The following is a 13,988-nucleotide window of genomic DNA, read 5'->3' on the forward strand; positions in this document are numbered from 1 at the left end:
CCGGTCCGGGCGCCGTCACGCGCGGCACGTCACGCATGGCGCGGGGGCGTCACGTGCCGCCCGGCGCGCCCGTCCCGCCTGGCGCCGCCGCACCTCGGGGACGGGCCGCCCGGCACTCCGGCGCCGTCCGCATGCCGGACGCCCGTACCGCTTGCGTACATGTTGTATCTAAGCTGTGCTCATGACATCCGCGCCCGTCAGACAGCCACCCGCGGCCGACCGCGTCTACAGCCACGTCAAGGAGGGGGTGCTCGGGCGCCGTTACGAGGGCGGCACGCTCCTGACGGAGGGCGAGCTCGCCGAGGCCGTGGGCGTCTCCAGGACCCCGGTGCGCGAGGCGCTGCTCAAGCTGGAGGTCGAGGGGCTCATCAAGCTCTATCCCAAGAAGGGCGCGCTCGTCCTCGCCGTCTCGGCTCAGGAGATCTCCGACGTCGTCGAGACCCGGCTGCTGGTCGAGGAGTTCGCGGTGCGCAAGGTCCTCGCGGCCGGGGCCGCGCCCGCGTCGCTGCTGGCCCGCCTGGAGGACTTCCTCGACGCGCAGCGCGCGTGCGCCGTGACGGGGGACCTCGCCGCCTCGGCCGCGGCGGATCGTTCCTTCCACGCGGACATCGTGCGCACCGCGGGCAACGAGATCCTCTCGAAGCTCTACGACCGGCTGCGCGACCGCCAACTGCGCATGGGCGTCGCCGTGCTGGAGGCGCACCCCGACAGGATCGCCACCAACGTCACCGAGCACACCGAGCTGCTGGAGGCCATCAGGTCGGGCGACGCGGAACTCGCCGCCTCGCGGGTCCGCGGCCACCTCGGCCGGGTGTCCACGCTGGTGCGCGGGGAGGAGCGGTGACCGAGCCGTCCGCCGCCTCCCCCACTCCCGCGCCCTCGGGCCGCCGGCGGCCCGCTGCCCCGGCCCTGCCCGGCGACCCGCCCGGCGGGCGCCGCGCCGCGTGGATGTGGGGCATCGGCGTCAGCGTCTACTTCGTCGCCGTCATCTTCCGCACCAGCCTCGGCGTCGCCGGCCTCGACGCCCAGGAGCGCTTCCACGTCGACGCGTCCGCCCTCTCGACGTTCTCGATCCTCCAGCTCCTCGTCTACGCGGGCATGCAGATACCGGTCGGACTGCTGGTCGACCACCTGGGCACGAAGAAGGTCCTCGCGCTCGGCGCGACGCTCTTCACCCTCGGCCAGTTCGGCTTCGCGCTGTCCCCCTCGTACGCGACGGCGCTGGCCTCCCGCGCCCTGCTCGGCTGCGGCGACGCGATGACGTTCATCAGCGTGCTGCGCCTGGGCACCCGGTGGTTCCCCGCCCGGCGCGCCCCGCTCATCGCCCAGATCGCCTCGCTGTTCGGCGTCGCGGGCAACCTCGTCTCGACGGTCGTCATCGCCCGTACGCTGCACGGCCTCGGCTGGACCACCACCTTCGCGGGCAGCGCCGCCGCGGGCGTCGTCGTCCTCGCCCTGATGCTGGTCTTCCTCAAGGACCATCCCGAGGGCCACGAGCCGCCGCCGCGCTCGGAGCGGGGCGGCCTCGGCGCCCGCCGGGTGGCGCGGCAGATCGCGGCCGCCTGGCGCGAGCCCGGCACCCGGCTCGGCATGTGGGTCCACTTCACGACCCAGTTCCCGGGCATGGTCTTCCTGCTGCTGTGGGGGCTGCCGTTCCTGGTGGAGGCGCAGGGCCTGTCGCGGGCCACGGCCGGCGAGCTGCTCACGCTCGTCGTGCTGTCCAACATGGTCGTGGGCCTGGTGTTCGGCCAGGTCATAGCCCGCCACCACGCGGCGCGGCTGCCGCTCGCGCTCGGCACCGTCGGCTCGACCGCCCTGCTGTGGGCCGCCGCCATCACCTGGCCCGCGCACCACGACCCGATGTGGCTGCTCGTCACGCTGTGCGCGGTGCTGGGCGCGTGCGGCCCCGCCTCGATGGTCGGGTTCGACTTCGCGCGCCCCGCCAACCCGCCGTCCCGCCAGGGCACCGCCTCCGGCATCGTCAACATGGGCGGCTTCACGGCCTCGATGGCGACGCTGCTCGCGGTGGGCCTCCTGCTGGACGCGACCGGCGACGACTACCGGATCGCCTTCGCCTCGGTCTTCGTCCTGGAGGCCCTCGGCGTCGTCCAGATCCTGCGGCTGCGCGCCCGCACGGCGCGGCGCGAACGCGAGCACATCGTCGCGAGCAAGGTGGAGGCCGTGCACGTCCCGGCCTGACGCCCCGTCCGAGCGCTCCCGGCGGCGGCCGGGCCCCGGCGGCACTCGTACGGGTCCGGCCGGGGGCCCCTCCGCCGTCCTCCCCCGGGCCCTCCCGGCCGGGGAGGGGGGCGGTGCGCGGAGCGGGCGCCGGCGGCGCGGTCGCTACCGCGTGACCGTGAACGCCCGCAGCATCGCGTCCGCGAGCTCCTGGTCGCCGTCGGCCTTGATCTGGTCCGCGACCGCGGCGAGCCGCACCCGGCCGCAGGCCAGGCGGAAGTACGTCTCCCAGTCGAGGGCGAGGGACACGACGGGGCCGAGCGAGGGTGCGCCGTCGATCGTGCCGCGGCCGTCCGCGTCGACCCGAACCGTGCGCATGAACTCCAGCGGGCCGTGCACGTCGATGACGACGGCCGAATTGCGAGGCGCTTCCGCGTCCTTCGCCACGATCTTCGGCAGCGCGGACAGCAGCAGGTCCCGGGTGACGTGCGCGCCGGGCGAGTCCAGGTTGCCGGGCTGGCCGAGCGCGGTGCGCAAGTCCTGCTCGTGCACCCAGATGTCGAAGGCCCTCAGCTGCATCGCCCGTTCGAGCGTCTGCTCCTTGCCGAGCGGCGCGCGGACCGTCGCGTCCGGCTGACGGGTCTCGTTGCGCAGCTGCCGGGCGCGCCGGATGATCGTGTACTCCAGCTCCGACGTCATCTCGGGGGAGGTGTGGTGGCGGCGCACGTCGACCTGCATCTCCATGTAGCGCGTGAGCTCGTCGGTCACGTGGTACAGGTCGCGCGGGAGGGTGTGGATGGGGCGCGGGTCGCCGAGCATCTCGCACTCCATGCCGATGACGTGGGACACCACGTCGCGGACCGACCAGCCTGGGCAGGGGGTTCGCCTGTTCCAGTCGCCTTCGGCGAGCGGCTGCACCAGGGCGGCTATCGCTTCGACGGAGTGGGTCCAGGCATCGGCGTAGTTCTGAAGGCTGGGATGGACGGTCACGGGACCCCTCGGCGGTTCTGCGGTTCGCGGGCTGTCTTGCTGGCTGTGGCGGCGTGGCTGGCACCGGGCTGCGCGGGCTGCGTGGGAGGTTCGGCGCCTAAGTTACGCTGCCCGGTGGCACCCCGGCAGTGCTTTCGTGTGACGATCGTAGGCCCGCGTTGACGGATCGAATGCCAGGACGGTGGTAGTGTGCGCGCTTCGCTCATCCAGATCGCGGTAGATCCGCACGAATCGGTCGAGGCCCGGCGGGCGCGGGTGGCCTCGCTGGTACGGGAGCAGCGCGGCGCGGACCTGGTCGTCCTTCCCGAACTCTGGCCCATGGGCGCATTCGCTTACGAATCCTTTGCCGACGAGGCCGAGGCGCTGGACGGTCCGACGTTCGCGGCGCTCGCGCCGGCGGCCCGTGACGCCGGGGTGTTCCTGCACGCGGGCTCGATCGTCGAACGGGCAACCGCCAATGACAATGACGGCGCCGGCGCCGGCGCGGGGCCCGTCCACACGGGCGCCGCGGCGGGCGCCGCCCCGGACGGGCCGGAGGCCGGGCAGGGCCCGCGGCTGTACAACACGTCGCTGGTCATCTCTCCCGAGGGCACGCTCGTGCGCACGTACCGGAAGATCCACCGCTTCGGCTTCGACAAGGGCGAGGCGACGCTGATGAGCGCGGGGTCGGAGATCACGACGGTCGCCGCGGCGGGCGCCGTGCTCGGCCTGGCGACCTGTTACGACCTGCGCTTCCCCGAGCTGTTCCGGGGTCTCGTCGACGCGGGCGCCGACGTCCTGGCCGTCCCGGCCGGCTGGCCCGCGCGCCGTGCCGCGCACTGGACGCTGCTCGCGCGGGCGCGGGCCGTCGAGAACCAGGCGTACGTCCTCGCCTGCGGGACGGCGGGCACCCACGCGGGCGTGGAGCAGGCCGGGCACAGCATCGTCGTGGACCCGTGGGGCGAGGTCCTCGCGGAGGCGGGGACCGCCGAGGAGGTCCTGACGGTGGATCTGGACATCACGAAGGTGGCCCGCACGCGCGGGCAGTTCCCCGTGCTCAGGGACCGGCGGATCCCGCTGGCCGCGCCCGGCCCCGCCTGACCCGGGGTGCCCGCGCCCGCGCGAGCCGGTTGAAGCGGTTCGGCGGCGGCCGGTGCGCGCACCGGCCGGGCCGGGCCGGGTCAGACCCGGCGGAAGACGGCCTCGACCGTCACGGCGGTGAGCGGCTTCAGCATGCCCATGGGGCTCCACACGATCCCGAACTCGCGGTGCTCGACGACCGTGTCGACGGTCAGCCGCACCGCCGCGGGCCCGGTGGCCGCCCCGTTCGCCGCCGAGGTGCCGTCACCGGTCGTGCCCGCCGCGGGCGGGTCCGCTGCCTCGACCTCCTCGGCCGGAGCGACGGCGGCGGTCACCGGCACCGTCCGGGTGACGCCCCGCACCGTGATCTCCGCCTCCAGCGCCAGGCCCTGCGCCGTAAGGCCGGCGGCGCCACCGCTCACCGCCACCACGATCTCCGGGTGCTGCTCCACGTCGAAGAAGTCGGCGGAGCGCAGGTGCTTGTCCCGCTTGGCGTTGGCGGTGTCGATCGACGCGGCGCCGACGGCCAGCCTGCCGCTGACCGTCCCGTCGGCGGCGAGCGTGCCCTCGCCCGCCACCTCGCCGAACGTCCCCACCGCGGTGACCAGCCCCCACATCGACTTGGCGGAGACGCGCACGCTGCTGGACGCGGGGTCCAGCACCCACGCCCCGGCCCCCGCCCGGTCGGTGATCAGCTGCCGCGCCGTGTCCGCCTGCGGTGCCGTGGGGGTCCTGGCTGCGTCGGTCATGTCAGAGCTCTCCTTCGGACGGGTCCGGCGAGGTCGCGCCGGTCCGGAAAATAATTCGGTCAGCCTAACTGTTTGGTGCCCCGAACTAAATGGCTCACTAGAATCGGCCCTGTGAAGATCGACCGCTCCCAGCCCGCGCCATCGAGGACGCCACGCCCGCACGCCTCCAAGGCCGCGGAGAGCGGATGCACCGCCCACGAGGGCATGCGGCGGCTGATCCAGCTGCTGCCCCGCGTCACGCGCGGCCTGCGCCGCCGCCCGGCCGGACCGATCGTGCTGGAGAACGTGCCGCTGGGCCCGACACACGGCTCGGCGCTCGCGCTGATCCAGGAGAACGGAGGCGTGAGCGTCGGCGCGCTCGCCACCGCGCTCGACCTGACCATGGCCACGGTCAGCGGTCTCGTCGCCGATCTGGAGAGCGTGGGCTTCGCCGAGCGCTCCCCGGACCCCGGAGACCGGCGCCGCACGCTGGTGCGGCTCGTCGCGGGCAGTGAATCGTTGGTGGACGCCTGGCTGGAGGGCGCGACCGCGCCGATCGTGCGGGCGCTCCAGCAGCTCAGTCCCTCGGAGCGCACGACCTTCGTGAAGGCCATGGGCCTGCTGGACCGGGAGCTCAACGCCCCTTCGTGACGCCGCCGGTCCCCCGCGGGGCCGGGCGCGCGACGGGAGGCGTCGGCCGGCCCGGCTCCCGCGGCCGGTGCGAAACAGCGGCTACTGCGACATTCGTCACCTACCGGGGTGCCCCGTAACGGAATGCGGGGGCCTCCGGCGCTGCTTCAATCGAGGGGGCCGGTCCGGTCGGCCCCTCCTTTCGCGTGCCCGGGCGACGATGCCCGACCGCACGGCAACCGCCCGCAGAGCACCAGCCCGCAGCAACCGTCCGCAGCAGGACAACGAGCAGTCCGCCATCGCACCGCGCACCCTCCACCGCACCGTGCACTCCACCGCGCCGCCCCCGCGGCGCACCCCGCGTCCGGACCGGTCGTGCCGCGCCCGTACAGACAGGTCGCGCCACGCCCGGGCACCGGGCACCCGCCCACTTCCGAAAGGTCTCCCTGCGCCATGCCACTGGCTCTGCTGGCCCTGGCTGTCGTCGCGTTCGGCATCGGCACGACCGAGTTCGTCACGATGGGGCTGCTGCCCCAGATCGCCGACGGGGTCGGGGTCTCGGTCCCGCACGCCGGCAATCTCGTCTCCGCCTACGCGCTCGGCGTCGTCGTCGGCGCGCCCCTGCTGACCGGCCTCGGCGCGCGCATACCCCACAAGCGGCTGCTGCTGCTCCTGTCCGGCCTGTTCATCATCGGCAACACGGCCTCCGCGCTCGCGCCCAACTTCGGCCTGCTGTTCGCGGCTCGGGTCCTCGCGGGCCTGCCGCACGGCGCGCTGTTCGGCGTCGGAGCGGTCGTCGCGTCCCGGCTGGTCGCCCCCGAGCGGGCCGCCCGCGCGGTGTCGACCATGTTCCTCGGCCTGACGGTGGCCAACATCGTGGGCGTCCCCGCGGGCACCGCGCTCGGCCAGCAACTGGGCTGGCGGTACGCGTACTTCGCGGTGGGCGTCCTCGGCCTCCTGGCTTTCGCCGCCCTGGCCTTCCTGGTGCCGCACCAGCCGCGCGGCCCCCAGTCGGGCATCCGGCACGAGCTGCGCGCCATGGGCAACCGGCAGGTCGCGATCGGCCTGGTCACGGCGGTCGTCGGATTCGGCGGCTTCTTCGCCGTCTACAGCTACCTCGTCCCGATGCTCACCCACCTGACGGGCCTGTCGGACTCCTCGACCACGCTGGTCCTCGCGCTTTACGGCGTCGGCATGACGCTCGGCACCCTGGTGGCGGGCCCGCTCACCGACCGCGCCCTGCGGCCCTCCCTGTACGCGGGGCTGGTGCTCCTGGCCGCGGCGCTGGTCACGTTCTACTTCGCCGTCCACAGCACGATTCCCGCGCTCATCACCATCACGTTCATCGGCGGAGTCGGCGCGCTGATCACCACGCCGATCCAGATGCTGCTCATGGCCAAGGCGGACAAGGCCCCCACGATGGCCGCCGCCTCGAACCACTCGGCGTTCAACCTGGCCAACGCGGGCGGCGCGTGGCTGGGCGGCCTGGTCATCGGGGCGGGCTGGGGCTGGGCCTCGCCCGCGCTGGTCGGCGCGGCCCTCGCGCTGGCCGGTCTCGGCCTCGCCGTCACCGGCGGGGTGATGGACCGGGGCACGGGCCGCTCCGCGGTGGTCGCCTCGTCCTCGTCCACCGAACGCGAGCACGGCACGGAGGCGGGGGAACCGGCCGCCGGACAGGGCACGACGGTGACCTAGGGCAGGGGCCCGGCCCGTCCCACGCCGGCAGGCCGACCCCGGGCTGGTCGGCCTGCCGGGTCCGACAGCGCACGGGCCCGTTCCCTCCCGCGCATCCCCTGATCCGGATCCGGATCCGAATCAGGGCCGGGCTCCGGGCCGAAGGTTTCACCGGGTCAGTGGCTTCAGTGGTCCTCGCGCTCCTTCTCCGCCATGCGGATCACGCAGACCGCGACGGCCAGCAGCAGTGCGTGGTCGGCGTCCTCGCGCACCACGTTCACGCCGTACGTCTCCCGCACGGACAGCCACCGCCGGGAGACCTCCGCCAGCAGTTCGCCGTCGTACTCGACGGCGAACTCGCGGTCGAGGATCTTGCCGCTGACGTCCAGCTCCGTGCCCTCGACCAGCGTCACGCGGTAGTGGTTGCGCAGCAGCGACAGCCGCTTCCTGCGGATCGTCGCCAGCGTCTCCCCGTCGCGTTCGATCGTCATCGCGTCCCGGATGCTGAACATCTTCTCCCGGAGCGTGATGAGCACCTGGCCCGACGGGTCCTTGATCTCCAGGGTGTCCCGCAACCGCAGCGCCTTCCCGTCCACGAGGAAAGCCTTGCGGCCGTGCTCGTCCTCGATCCAGTAGTCGTCGCCGATGCCGAAGATCCGGTCCCTCACCTGATATTTCATGCGTCCATGGCTACCCGCGGGCCCGGCCTGTCTCCCGCACCAGCGCCACCGCGTCGTCCAGCTGCGCGAGTTCGGCCGCCGACATCGTCGGATTGGCACGGCGCCGGGCGCGGGCGGCGGCGAGCGTTTCACGTGAAACAGGCGCGTGCGCCAACAGGGCGGCGAGCACCCCCCGTACCGGCTCCCGGGGCAGCCCGAAGTCGCCCACGGCGACCTGCGCCATGATCAGCGCCGACATGGCGCGGTCCAGCCCCGGGTCGCCCTCCTCGGTGTTCGACCAGTCGATCACGAACGGCCCGTCGCCGGTCAGGATCACGTTCTCGGGGTGGAGGTCCAGGTGCAGGATCGAGCCGCCGCCCTGCCGGGACGGCACGGCGTGCAACCGCCCCAGCAGTTCCGCGAGCAGGGCACCCGCCTCGGCCGGCGCGGTGTCCCCCGCGATCAGCGACGCGGCGAGCGTCGGCCCGGTCAGCCGCCGCATCACGAGATCCGAGGGCCGGGCCGGCCCCCGTGCGCCCGCCGGCCGCACCTCCGGGACCGGATAGCCCCGGCCGTGCAGGTACTACGCCATCACGACGGCTTCCCGCGAGGCGTCCCGCCCGTCGCGGTAGCGCCGCAGCACCCAGCCGCCGCGCCCGCCCTCCCCGGGGCCGCCGCTCCGGTCCCTCCCGCGCCCGCCGGTCCCGGACGCCCCGCCCACGACCGTCCCCAGGGTCTCGGCGCCATCGGGATCCTCGCCCCCGTACGCGTAGACGTCCGCGTCCCGGCCGGATCCCAGCAGCGGCCCCGGTGCCCCCGGCTCCGACGTCCGGCCCGGCGCCGCCGCCGTCGCCCCGTGCTCTTCCCCAGCTCCCATGACCAGGCTCCCCACCCCGTCGTCGCGGTGTTCCCGGCGTGCCCGGGCCCCCCGAAACGGCACCGTAGGGCCTCCCCGGCCACCATGGCACCCTTGACACCATGAACAACCCGACTTCCGCGCCCGCGCCCCGGCGAGCCCGCATCCGTGCCCCCGAGCTGATCGGCAAGGGCGGCTGGCTGAACACGGGCGGCGTCTCCTACACCCTCGCCGACCTGCGGGGACGCATCGTGGTACTCGACTTCTGGACGTTCTGCTGCGTGAACTGCCTGCACGCCATGGACTCCATGCGGGAGTTGGAGGAGAAGCACCAGGACACCACCGTGATCGTCGGTGTCCACTCGCCCAAGTTCGCACACGAGGCCGAGCACGAGGCCGTGGTGGACGCGGTGGAGCGCTACGAGGTGCGCCACCCCGTCCTCGACGACCCGGAGCTCGCGACGTGGAAGCAGTACGCGGTGCACGCGTGGCCCACGCTGGTCGTGATCGACCCCGAGGGCTACATCGTCGCCCAGCACGCCGGCGAGGGGCACACGCACGCGATCGAGCGCCTCGTCGAGGAGCTGGAGGCCGAGCACGAGGCCAAGGGCACACTGCGGCGCGGCGACGGGCCCTACGTGGAGCCCGAACCGGTCGCGACCGACCTGCGCTTCCCAGGCAAGGCCGTGCTGCTGCCCGAGACCGGCACGTTCCTGGTCTCGGACACGACCCGCCACCAGCTCGTGGAGCTCGCCGCCGACGGCGAGAGCGTGCTGCGCCGCGTCGGCAGCGGAGTGCGCGGGTTCGGGCCCGAGTCGTTCTGCGAGCCGCAGGGCCTCGCGCTGCTTCCCGACGGGACCGTGGCCGTCGCCGACACGGTGAACCACGCGCTGCGCTCGTTCGACCCCGCGACCGGCGCCGTCACGACGCTGGCGGGCACGGGCAAGCAGTGGTGGTGGCACGAGTCGCCGACGTCCGGTCCCGCGACCGAGGTTCCGCTGTCCTCCCCGTGGGACGTCGCCTGGTGGCAGGACCGGCTGTGGATCGCGATGGCGGGCGTGCACCAGCTGTGGACGTACGACCCCGCCACCGGCACGGTCGAGGCCGTCGCCGGGACGACCGGCGAGGGCCTGGTCGACGGCCCCGCGTCGGAGGCCCTGTTCGCGCAGCCGTCCGGACTGGCCGTGGCCGGGGACCGGCTGTGGGTCGCCGACGCGGAGAACAGCGCGCTGCGGTACGTGGAGCGGGCCGAGGACGGTTCCTACCGCGTCGGCACGGCGCTCGGCCTGGGCCTCTTCGACTTCGGCCACCGCGACGGCCCGGCGGACCAGGCGCTGCTCCAGCACCCGCTGGGGGTGACCGCCCTGCCGGACGGCTCGCTCGCGCTCGCCGACACGTACAACCACGCGCTGCGCCGGTACGACCCGGCGAGCGGCGAGGTCAGCACGCTCGCCACGGACCTGCGGGAGCCCTCGGGCGCGGTCCTCGCGGGCGACGACATCGTGGTCGTGGAGTCGGGCCGGCACCGGCTGACCCGGCTGCGCCTGCCCGAGGAGGCGGTGCGGGTGGAGGCCGTCGCGCACCGCACGCAGCGGGCGGCCACGGACGTGGCGCCCGGCACGGTCCGGCTCGACGTGGTCTTCACCGCGCCGAACGGGCAGAAGCTGGACACCCGTTACGGGCCCTCGACACGACTGCTGGTGTCGTCCACCCCGCCGGAGCTGCTGGTCGGCGGCGAGGGTGCCGGGACCGACCTGAGCCGCGACCTCGTGCTCGCCGACGGCATCGCGGAGGGCGTGCTGCACGTGTCCGCGATGGCCGCGTCGTGTGACGACGACCCCGGCATCGAGTACCCGGCCTGCCACGTGCACCAGCAGGACTGGGGTGTGCCGGTGCGCCTCACGCCGGAGGGCACCGGCCGGCTGGGCCTGGTGCTCGCCGGGATGGACGCGCCCGCCGAAGCGGGCTGAGAGCCGGGCCGGCCGGCGCGGCGGGGCCGGCCGGCCCGGCGGTCCGGGAGTCGGTTCCCGTCGGCCGGATCAGAGGATCGGGCCGTGGTGGTGGTCGCGCTCGACCACGGTCTCCTCCATGATCGCCCCGCGCCTGCGCCGGGCGATGCTGGTGAAGGTCGCGATGCCGATGATGCCGACGGCCATGAGGATGATCCCGACGAGGTCGAGGTTCACGCCGTTCATGTGCCAGTCGGTCGCGAAGGTGAGGATCGCGCCGATCGCGATGAGTGCGATGCATCCGCCGATGCCCATGGGTACCGCCTCCTGGTAAGCGTGGTGGCCTTCCGGGCCTTGCCATCGGGTACCCAGGCGGGGAACAGGCATGCGGACACGGGGACCTGCCGTGGCGTCAGCCCCTCACGCACCACCGCGGACCGGGGGCCGCTCCCCCCGATCGGGACGAGTGCCCCGGGCCGACGGGCGGCGCCTCGTGCCGATCGGCGGGCCGGCCGGCGCCCGGGGCCCGGCCGTCCGCTGTCGCGGCGCCTGCGGCCGGGCGGCGGTGACGGGGACTCAGCCCTCCAGGAACGCCGTGAGGGCGTTGGCCAGGTGGAACGGGTCGTCCGCGCCGCACAGTTCGCGGGCGCTGTGCATGGACAGGATGGCCACGCCGATGTCCACCGTGGTGATGCCGTGGCGGGCCGCCGTGATGGGGCCGATCGTCGTGCCGCAGGGCATCGCGTTGTTGGAGACGAACGTCTGCCACGGCACGCCCGCGCGCTCGCACACGTCCACGAACACGGCACGCCCGGCGCCGTCCGTCGCGTACCGCATGTTCACGTTGACCTTGAGGATCGGGCCGCCGTTGGCGCGGGGCTGGTGCGTCGGGTCGTGCCGCTCCGCGTAGTTGGGGTGCACGGCGTGGCCCGTGTCCGAGGACAGGCACACGGTGCCCGCGAAGGCGCGCGAACGGTCCTCGTAGGAGCCGCCGCGGGCGAGCACCGAGCGCTCCAGGACCGAGCCGAGCAGCGGCCCGTCGGCGCCGGTGTCGGACTGGGAGCCGTTCTCCTCGTGGTCGAAGGCCGCGAGGACCGGAATGTACGGGAGGTCGCCGCCGGCCGTCGTCACCACGGAGGCGAGGGCGGCCGTCGCCGCGTGCACGGACAGCAGGTTGTCCATCCGGGGCCCGGCCACCAGCTCGCGGTCGCGGCCCAGGTAGGCGGGCGGCTCCACGGGGTGCGGCATCAGGTCCCAGCCCATGATGTCGGCGGCCTCGACGTCCACCTCGTCCGCGACGAAGCGCATGAGGTCGCCCTCCAGCGCGTCCCCGAGGCCCCAGATGGGCTGCATGTGGCGCTGGCGGTCCAGCTTCAGACCGTCCGTGTTGACCGATCTGTCCAGGTGGACGGCGAGCTGCGGCACGCGCAGCAGCGGCCGGTCCACCGTGACGAGCCGGATGCTCCCGTCGCGCAGGGTGATCCGGCCGGCCAGGCCGAGGTCGCGGTCGAGCCACGTGTTGAGCAGCGTGCCGCCGTAGACCTCCACGGCGACCTGCCGCCAGCCGTACGCGCCGGAGTCGGGCAGCGGCTTGACCCGCAGGTTGGGGGAGTCGGTGTGGGCGCCGACGATCCGGAACGGGGTGTGCGCGGGAGCGCCCTCCGGCACGTACCAGGCCACGATCGCCCCGCCGCGGAGCACGTACCGGCCGCCCGCCGCGCCGTCCCACTGGTCGGTCTCCGCGACCTGGCGGAAACCGGCCTTCTCCAACCGCGCCGCGGCGTTCGCGACCGCGTGGTACGGAGACGGCGAGGCGCTGAGGAAGGCCATCAGGTCGTCGGTGTGGCTTCGGTCGAAGCGGGTCCCCGGGCGACGGGCGGAAGTGCTCATGTGGTTCACCATAACGACGCGTGACGGCCGGACCGCCGTCCTGCCTGCTTCATTTGTCCGCGGTGCAGCTTCCGGAGGGGGTGACGAACCCGCCAAACCCCGACGATCCATAGGAAGGTTGCATATTCCCATGAGTCTCATCGGGTGAGTGCGCGACGTGGCGGACACCACCGTACGGGCCCACCGGGGAGAGTGGGGCCGCGCGGCCCCGCGCCGCGCCCGTGCTCCCCCGCCGCGGCGACCGCGGCTCCCCTCCGACGGGAGTTCCCCGCATGAACCGACTCATCGCGTCCCTGTCCGCGGCCGCCCTGGCGGCGGTCGCGTGCGGGGGCGAGGCCGCGCACGCGGCGGCCCCCGCGACCCCGGTGACCCGCCGCGTCACCGCCGCCGACCTGGGCCCCGACCGCGCCTGGCTGCGGCTGCGGGACGACCCCTCGACGACGCGGCACCCCGGCGTCGAGGAGATCGCGCCCCTCGCCGCCCCCGGCCGCTTCGACGGCAGCCTCCATCTGGGCGCGGGGGCCGGTCAGCAGGCGCAGGCCGCGCACTACTTCACCAAGGCTGTGCCGCTGGCCACGGTCCTCGCCGACCCCCTGTCCTACGCGTCCTACGTCGACGGGGCGCACACGACGGCCACCGGCGCGGGCCCCGAACTCCGGCTGCCGATGTTCTGCCACGGCGCCTTCACCACCCTGAGCTTCCAGCCGCAGAAGGCGACGGACGGCGAGGGCCGGGCGGGCGTCGTCCCCGGCGTCTGGCAGCACTGGGACGCCGGCCGGACCGCGATCTGGCGCACCTCGCGCGCGATCGGCGACGTCGACGCGGGCGCCGACGCGCCCCTCGGGGACTTCGCGGACGCCTGCGCCGGCGACACCAGCGGGGTCATCGGGCTGATCGCAAACGCCGGAGGCGTCGGCGACGCGTCCGCCACGCTCGACTCGTACGTCGACGACCTGGCCGTGGCCGGCACCACGTACGACTTCGCCGTGGCCGGCGCGGCGAGCGCACGCGTCGCGCTGCGCCACGACACAGCCGGGACGGCCGGGCCCCCCGCGTCCGGCGCGACCGCCGCCCGCACCGTGACCGGCGTCGCCGCCTTCCGCAGCCCGGCGGGCGGCCCGCGCTACCAGGGCGTGGGCGCGCGGCTGCTGATCGACGACAGCACCGACCCGGCCCCCGGCGACCTGACCGTCACCGTCAACGGCATCGCCGCGGCGGTCACCCGGACGGCGGGCGGGTCGCTGACGGCCGAGGCTCCGGCCGCCGTGAGCGACGACCTGCTCCCGGGCCGCACGGTCGCGGTGCCGTTCACGATCGCCCGCCGCGCGGCCGCGACGACCGCGAAGGGCGGGGGCGCGGGCACCATGAAGGGCAG

The 13,988-nt window shown here is 74.3% G+C and carries 13 protein-coding genes and 1 pseudogene; 7 read left to right on the forward strand and 7 right to left on the reverse strand.

Annotated elements, in window-relative coordinates; translation table 11 throughout:
- The first annotated feature begins 181 nt into the window (after nt 1-181).
- Both L1885_RS12205 and L1885_RS12210 read left to right on the forward strand, forming a co-directional pair.
- Entirely contained in the window at nt 182-844 is a 663-nt protein-coding gene (locus L1885_RS12205) for a GntR family transcriptional regulator (protein ID WP_235797093.1), read from the forward strand.
- Nucleotides 845-948: 104 nt separating this feature from the next.
- Complete coding sequence (locus L1885_RS12210) at nt 949-2,199, forward strand: MFS transporter (RefSeq protein ID WP_235797105.1); 1,251 nt, start codon at nt 949-951, stop codon at nt 2,197-2,199.
- A 144-nt stretch (nt 2,200-2,343) separates the two neighbouring features.
- Here the strand turns inward: L1885_RS12210 and L1885_RS12215 are convergent, their stop codons facing one another.
- Nucleotides 2,344-3,168 carry a maleylpyruvate isomerase family mycothiol-dependent enzyme gene (locus L1885_RS12215; RefSeq protein WP_235797094.1) on the reverse strand — a complete coding sequence of 275 codons (825 nt, stop codon included), beginning with the start codon at nt 3,166-3,168 and terminating at the stop codon, nt 2,344-2,346.
- A 189-nt stretch (nt 3,169-3,357) separates the two neighbouring features.
- Here L1885_RS12215 and L1885_RS12220 point away from each other — a divergent pair, with 189 nt between their 5' ends.
- Nucleotides 3,358-4,248, forward strand: a complete 891-nt coding sequence (locus L1885_RS12220) for a carbon-nitrogen family hydrolase (RefSeq protein ID WP_235797095.1) — start codon at nt 3,358-3,360, stop codon at nt 4,246-4,248.
- 80 nt (nt 4,249-4,328) lie between these two features.
- Here the strand turns inward: L1885_RS12220 and L1885_RS12225 are convergent, their stop codons facing one another.
- Nucleotides 4,329-4,976 (reverse strand): YceI family protein, encoded by a 648-nt coding sequence (locus tag L1885_RS12225; RefSeq protein WP_235797096.1) that lies wholly within the window; start codon nt 4,974-4,976, stop codon nt 4,329-4,331.
- A gap of 111 nt (nt 4,977-5,087) precedes the next feature.
- Between L1885_RS12225 and L1885_RS12230 the strand changes: the two genes are divergently transcribed.
- Together L1885_RS12230 and L1885_RS12235 are read left to right on the forward strand one after the other, a co-directional pair.
- Nucleotides 5,088-5,606 carry a MarR family winged helix-turn-helix transcriptional regulator gene (locus tag L1885_RS12230; protein ID WP_235797097.1) on the forward strand — a complete coding sequence of 173 codons (519 nt, stop codon included), beginning with the start codon at nt 5,088-5,090 and terminating at the stop codon, nt 5,604-5,606.
- Nucleotides 5,607-6,038: 432 nt separating this feature from the next.
- Nucleotides 6,039-7,280 (forward strand): MFS transporter, encoded by a 1,242-nt coding sequence (locus L1885_RS12235; RefSeq protein WP_235797098.1) that lies wholly within the window; start codon nt 6,039-6,041, stop codon nt 7,278-7,280.
- 164 nt (nt 7,281-7,444) lie between these two features.
- On the opposite strand, the gene L1885_RS12240 is transcribed toward L1885_RS12235, so the two are convergent.
- The 3 genes from L1885_RS12240 to L1885_RS12250 form a co-directional block, all read right to left on the reverse strand.
- Nucleotides 7,445-7,939, reverse strand: a complete 495-nt coding sequence (locus L1885_RS12240) for an LURP-one-related/scramblase family protein (protein WP_235797099.1) — start codon at nt 7,937-7,939, stop codon at nt 7,445-7,447.
- A gap of 10 nt (nt 7,940-7,949) precedes the next feature.
- Nucleotides 7,950-8,420, reverse strand: coding sequence for a phosphotransferase (locus L1885_RS12245; RefSeq protein WP_235797100.1), 471 nt, complete (start codon nt 8,418-8,420; stop codon nt 7,950-7,952).
- Between the two features lie 81 nt (nt 8,421-8,501).
- Nucleotides 8,502-8,795, reverse strand: coding sequence for a hypothetical protein (locus tag L1885_RS12250; RefSeq protein ID WP_235797101.1), 294 nt, complete (start codon nt 8,793-8,795; stop codon nt 8,502-8,504).
- Between the two features lie 101 nt (nt 8,796-8,896).
- On the opposite strand from L1885_RS12250, the gene L1885_RS12255 reads away from it, so the two are divergent.
- Nucleotides 8,897-10,744, forward strand: a complete 1,848-nt coding sequence (locus L1885_RS12255; RefSeq protein ID WP_235797102.1) for an NHL domain-containing thioredoxin family protein — start codon at nt 8,897-8,899, stop codon at nt 10,742-10,744.
- Between the two features lie 69 nt (nt 10,745-10,813).
- Here the strand turns inward: L1885_RS12255 and L1885_RS12260 are convergent, their stop codons facing one another.
- Together L1885_RS12260 and L1885_RS12265 are read right to left on the reverse strand one after the other, a co-directional pair.
- Nucleotides 10,814-11,038 carry a DUF6458 family protein gene (locus L1885_RS12260; RefSeq protein ID WP_235797103.1) on the reverse strand — a complete coding sequence of 75 codons (225 nt, stop codon included), beginning with the start codon at nt 11,036-11,038 and terminating at the stop codon, nt 10,814-10,816.
- Nucleotides 11,039-11,299: 261 nt separating this feature from the next.
- Nucleotides 11,300-12,613, reverse strand: a complete 1,314-nt coding sequence (locus L1885_RS12265; protein ID WP_235797104.1) for a M18 family aminopeptidase — start codon at nt 12,611-12,613, stop codon at nt 11,300-11,302.
- 272 nt (nt 12,614-12,885) lie between these two features.
- On the opposite strand from L1885_RS12265, the pseudogene L1885_RS12270 reads away from it, so the two are divergent.
- Nucleotides 12,886-13,988 (forward strand): annotated as a pseudogene (locus tag L1885_RS12270) (hypothetical protein); the annotation flags it as partial.

The organism is Streptomyces fuscigenes, assembly GCF_021556455.1.
GTDB lineage: Bacteria > Actinomycetota > Actinomycetes > Streptomycetales > Streptomycetaceae > Streptomyces > Streptomyces fuscigenes.

Bases quoted from the DNA above. Each gene is read 5' to 3' on its own strand.
- L1885_RS12205 (WP_235797093.1), top strand. From the start codon at position 182: ATGACATCCGCGCCCGTCAGACAGCCACCCGCGGCCGACCGCGTCTAC.
- L1885_RS12210 (WP_235797105.1), top strand. From the start codon at position 949: ATGTGGGGCATCGGCGTCAGCGTCTACTTCGTCGCCGTCATCTTCCGC.
- L1885_RS12225 (WP_235797096.1), bottom strand. From the start codon at position 4,976: ATGACCGACGCAGCCAGGACCCCCACGGCACCGCAGGCGGACACGGCG.
- L1885_RS12235 (WP_235797098.1), top strand. From the start codon at position 6,039: ATGCCACTGGCTCTGCTGGCCCTGGCTGTCGTCGCGTTCGGCATCGGC.
- L1885_RS12240 (WP_235797099.1), bottom strand. From the start codon at position 7,939: ATGAAATATCAGGTGAGGGACCGGATCTTCGGCATCGGCGACGACTAC.
- L1885_RS12245 (WP_235797100.1), bottom strand. From the start codon at position 8,420: ATGCGGCGGCTGACCGGGCCGACGCTCGCCGCGTCGCTGATCGCGGGG.
- L1885_RS12250 (WP_235797101.1), bottom strand. From the start codon at position 8,795: ATGGGAGCTGGGGAAGAGCACGGGGCGACGGCGGCGGCGCCGGGCCGG.
- L1885_RS12255 (WP_235797102.1), top strand. From the start codon at position 8,897: ATGAACAACCCGACTTCCGCGCCCGCGCCCCGGCGAGCCCGCATCCGT.
- L1885_RS12260 (WP_235797103.1), bottom strand. From the start codon at position 11,038: ATGGGCATCGGCGGATGCATCGCACTCATCGCGATCGGCGCGATCCTC.
- L1885_RS12265 (WP_235797104.1), bottom strand. From the start codon at position 12,613: ATGAGCACTTCCGCCCGTCGCCCGGGGACCCGCTTCGACCGAAGCCAC.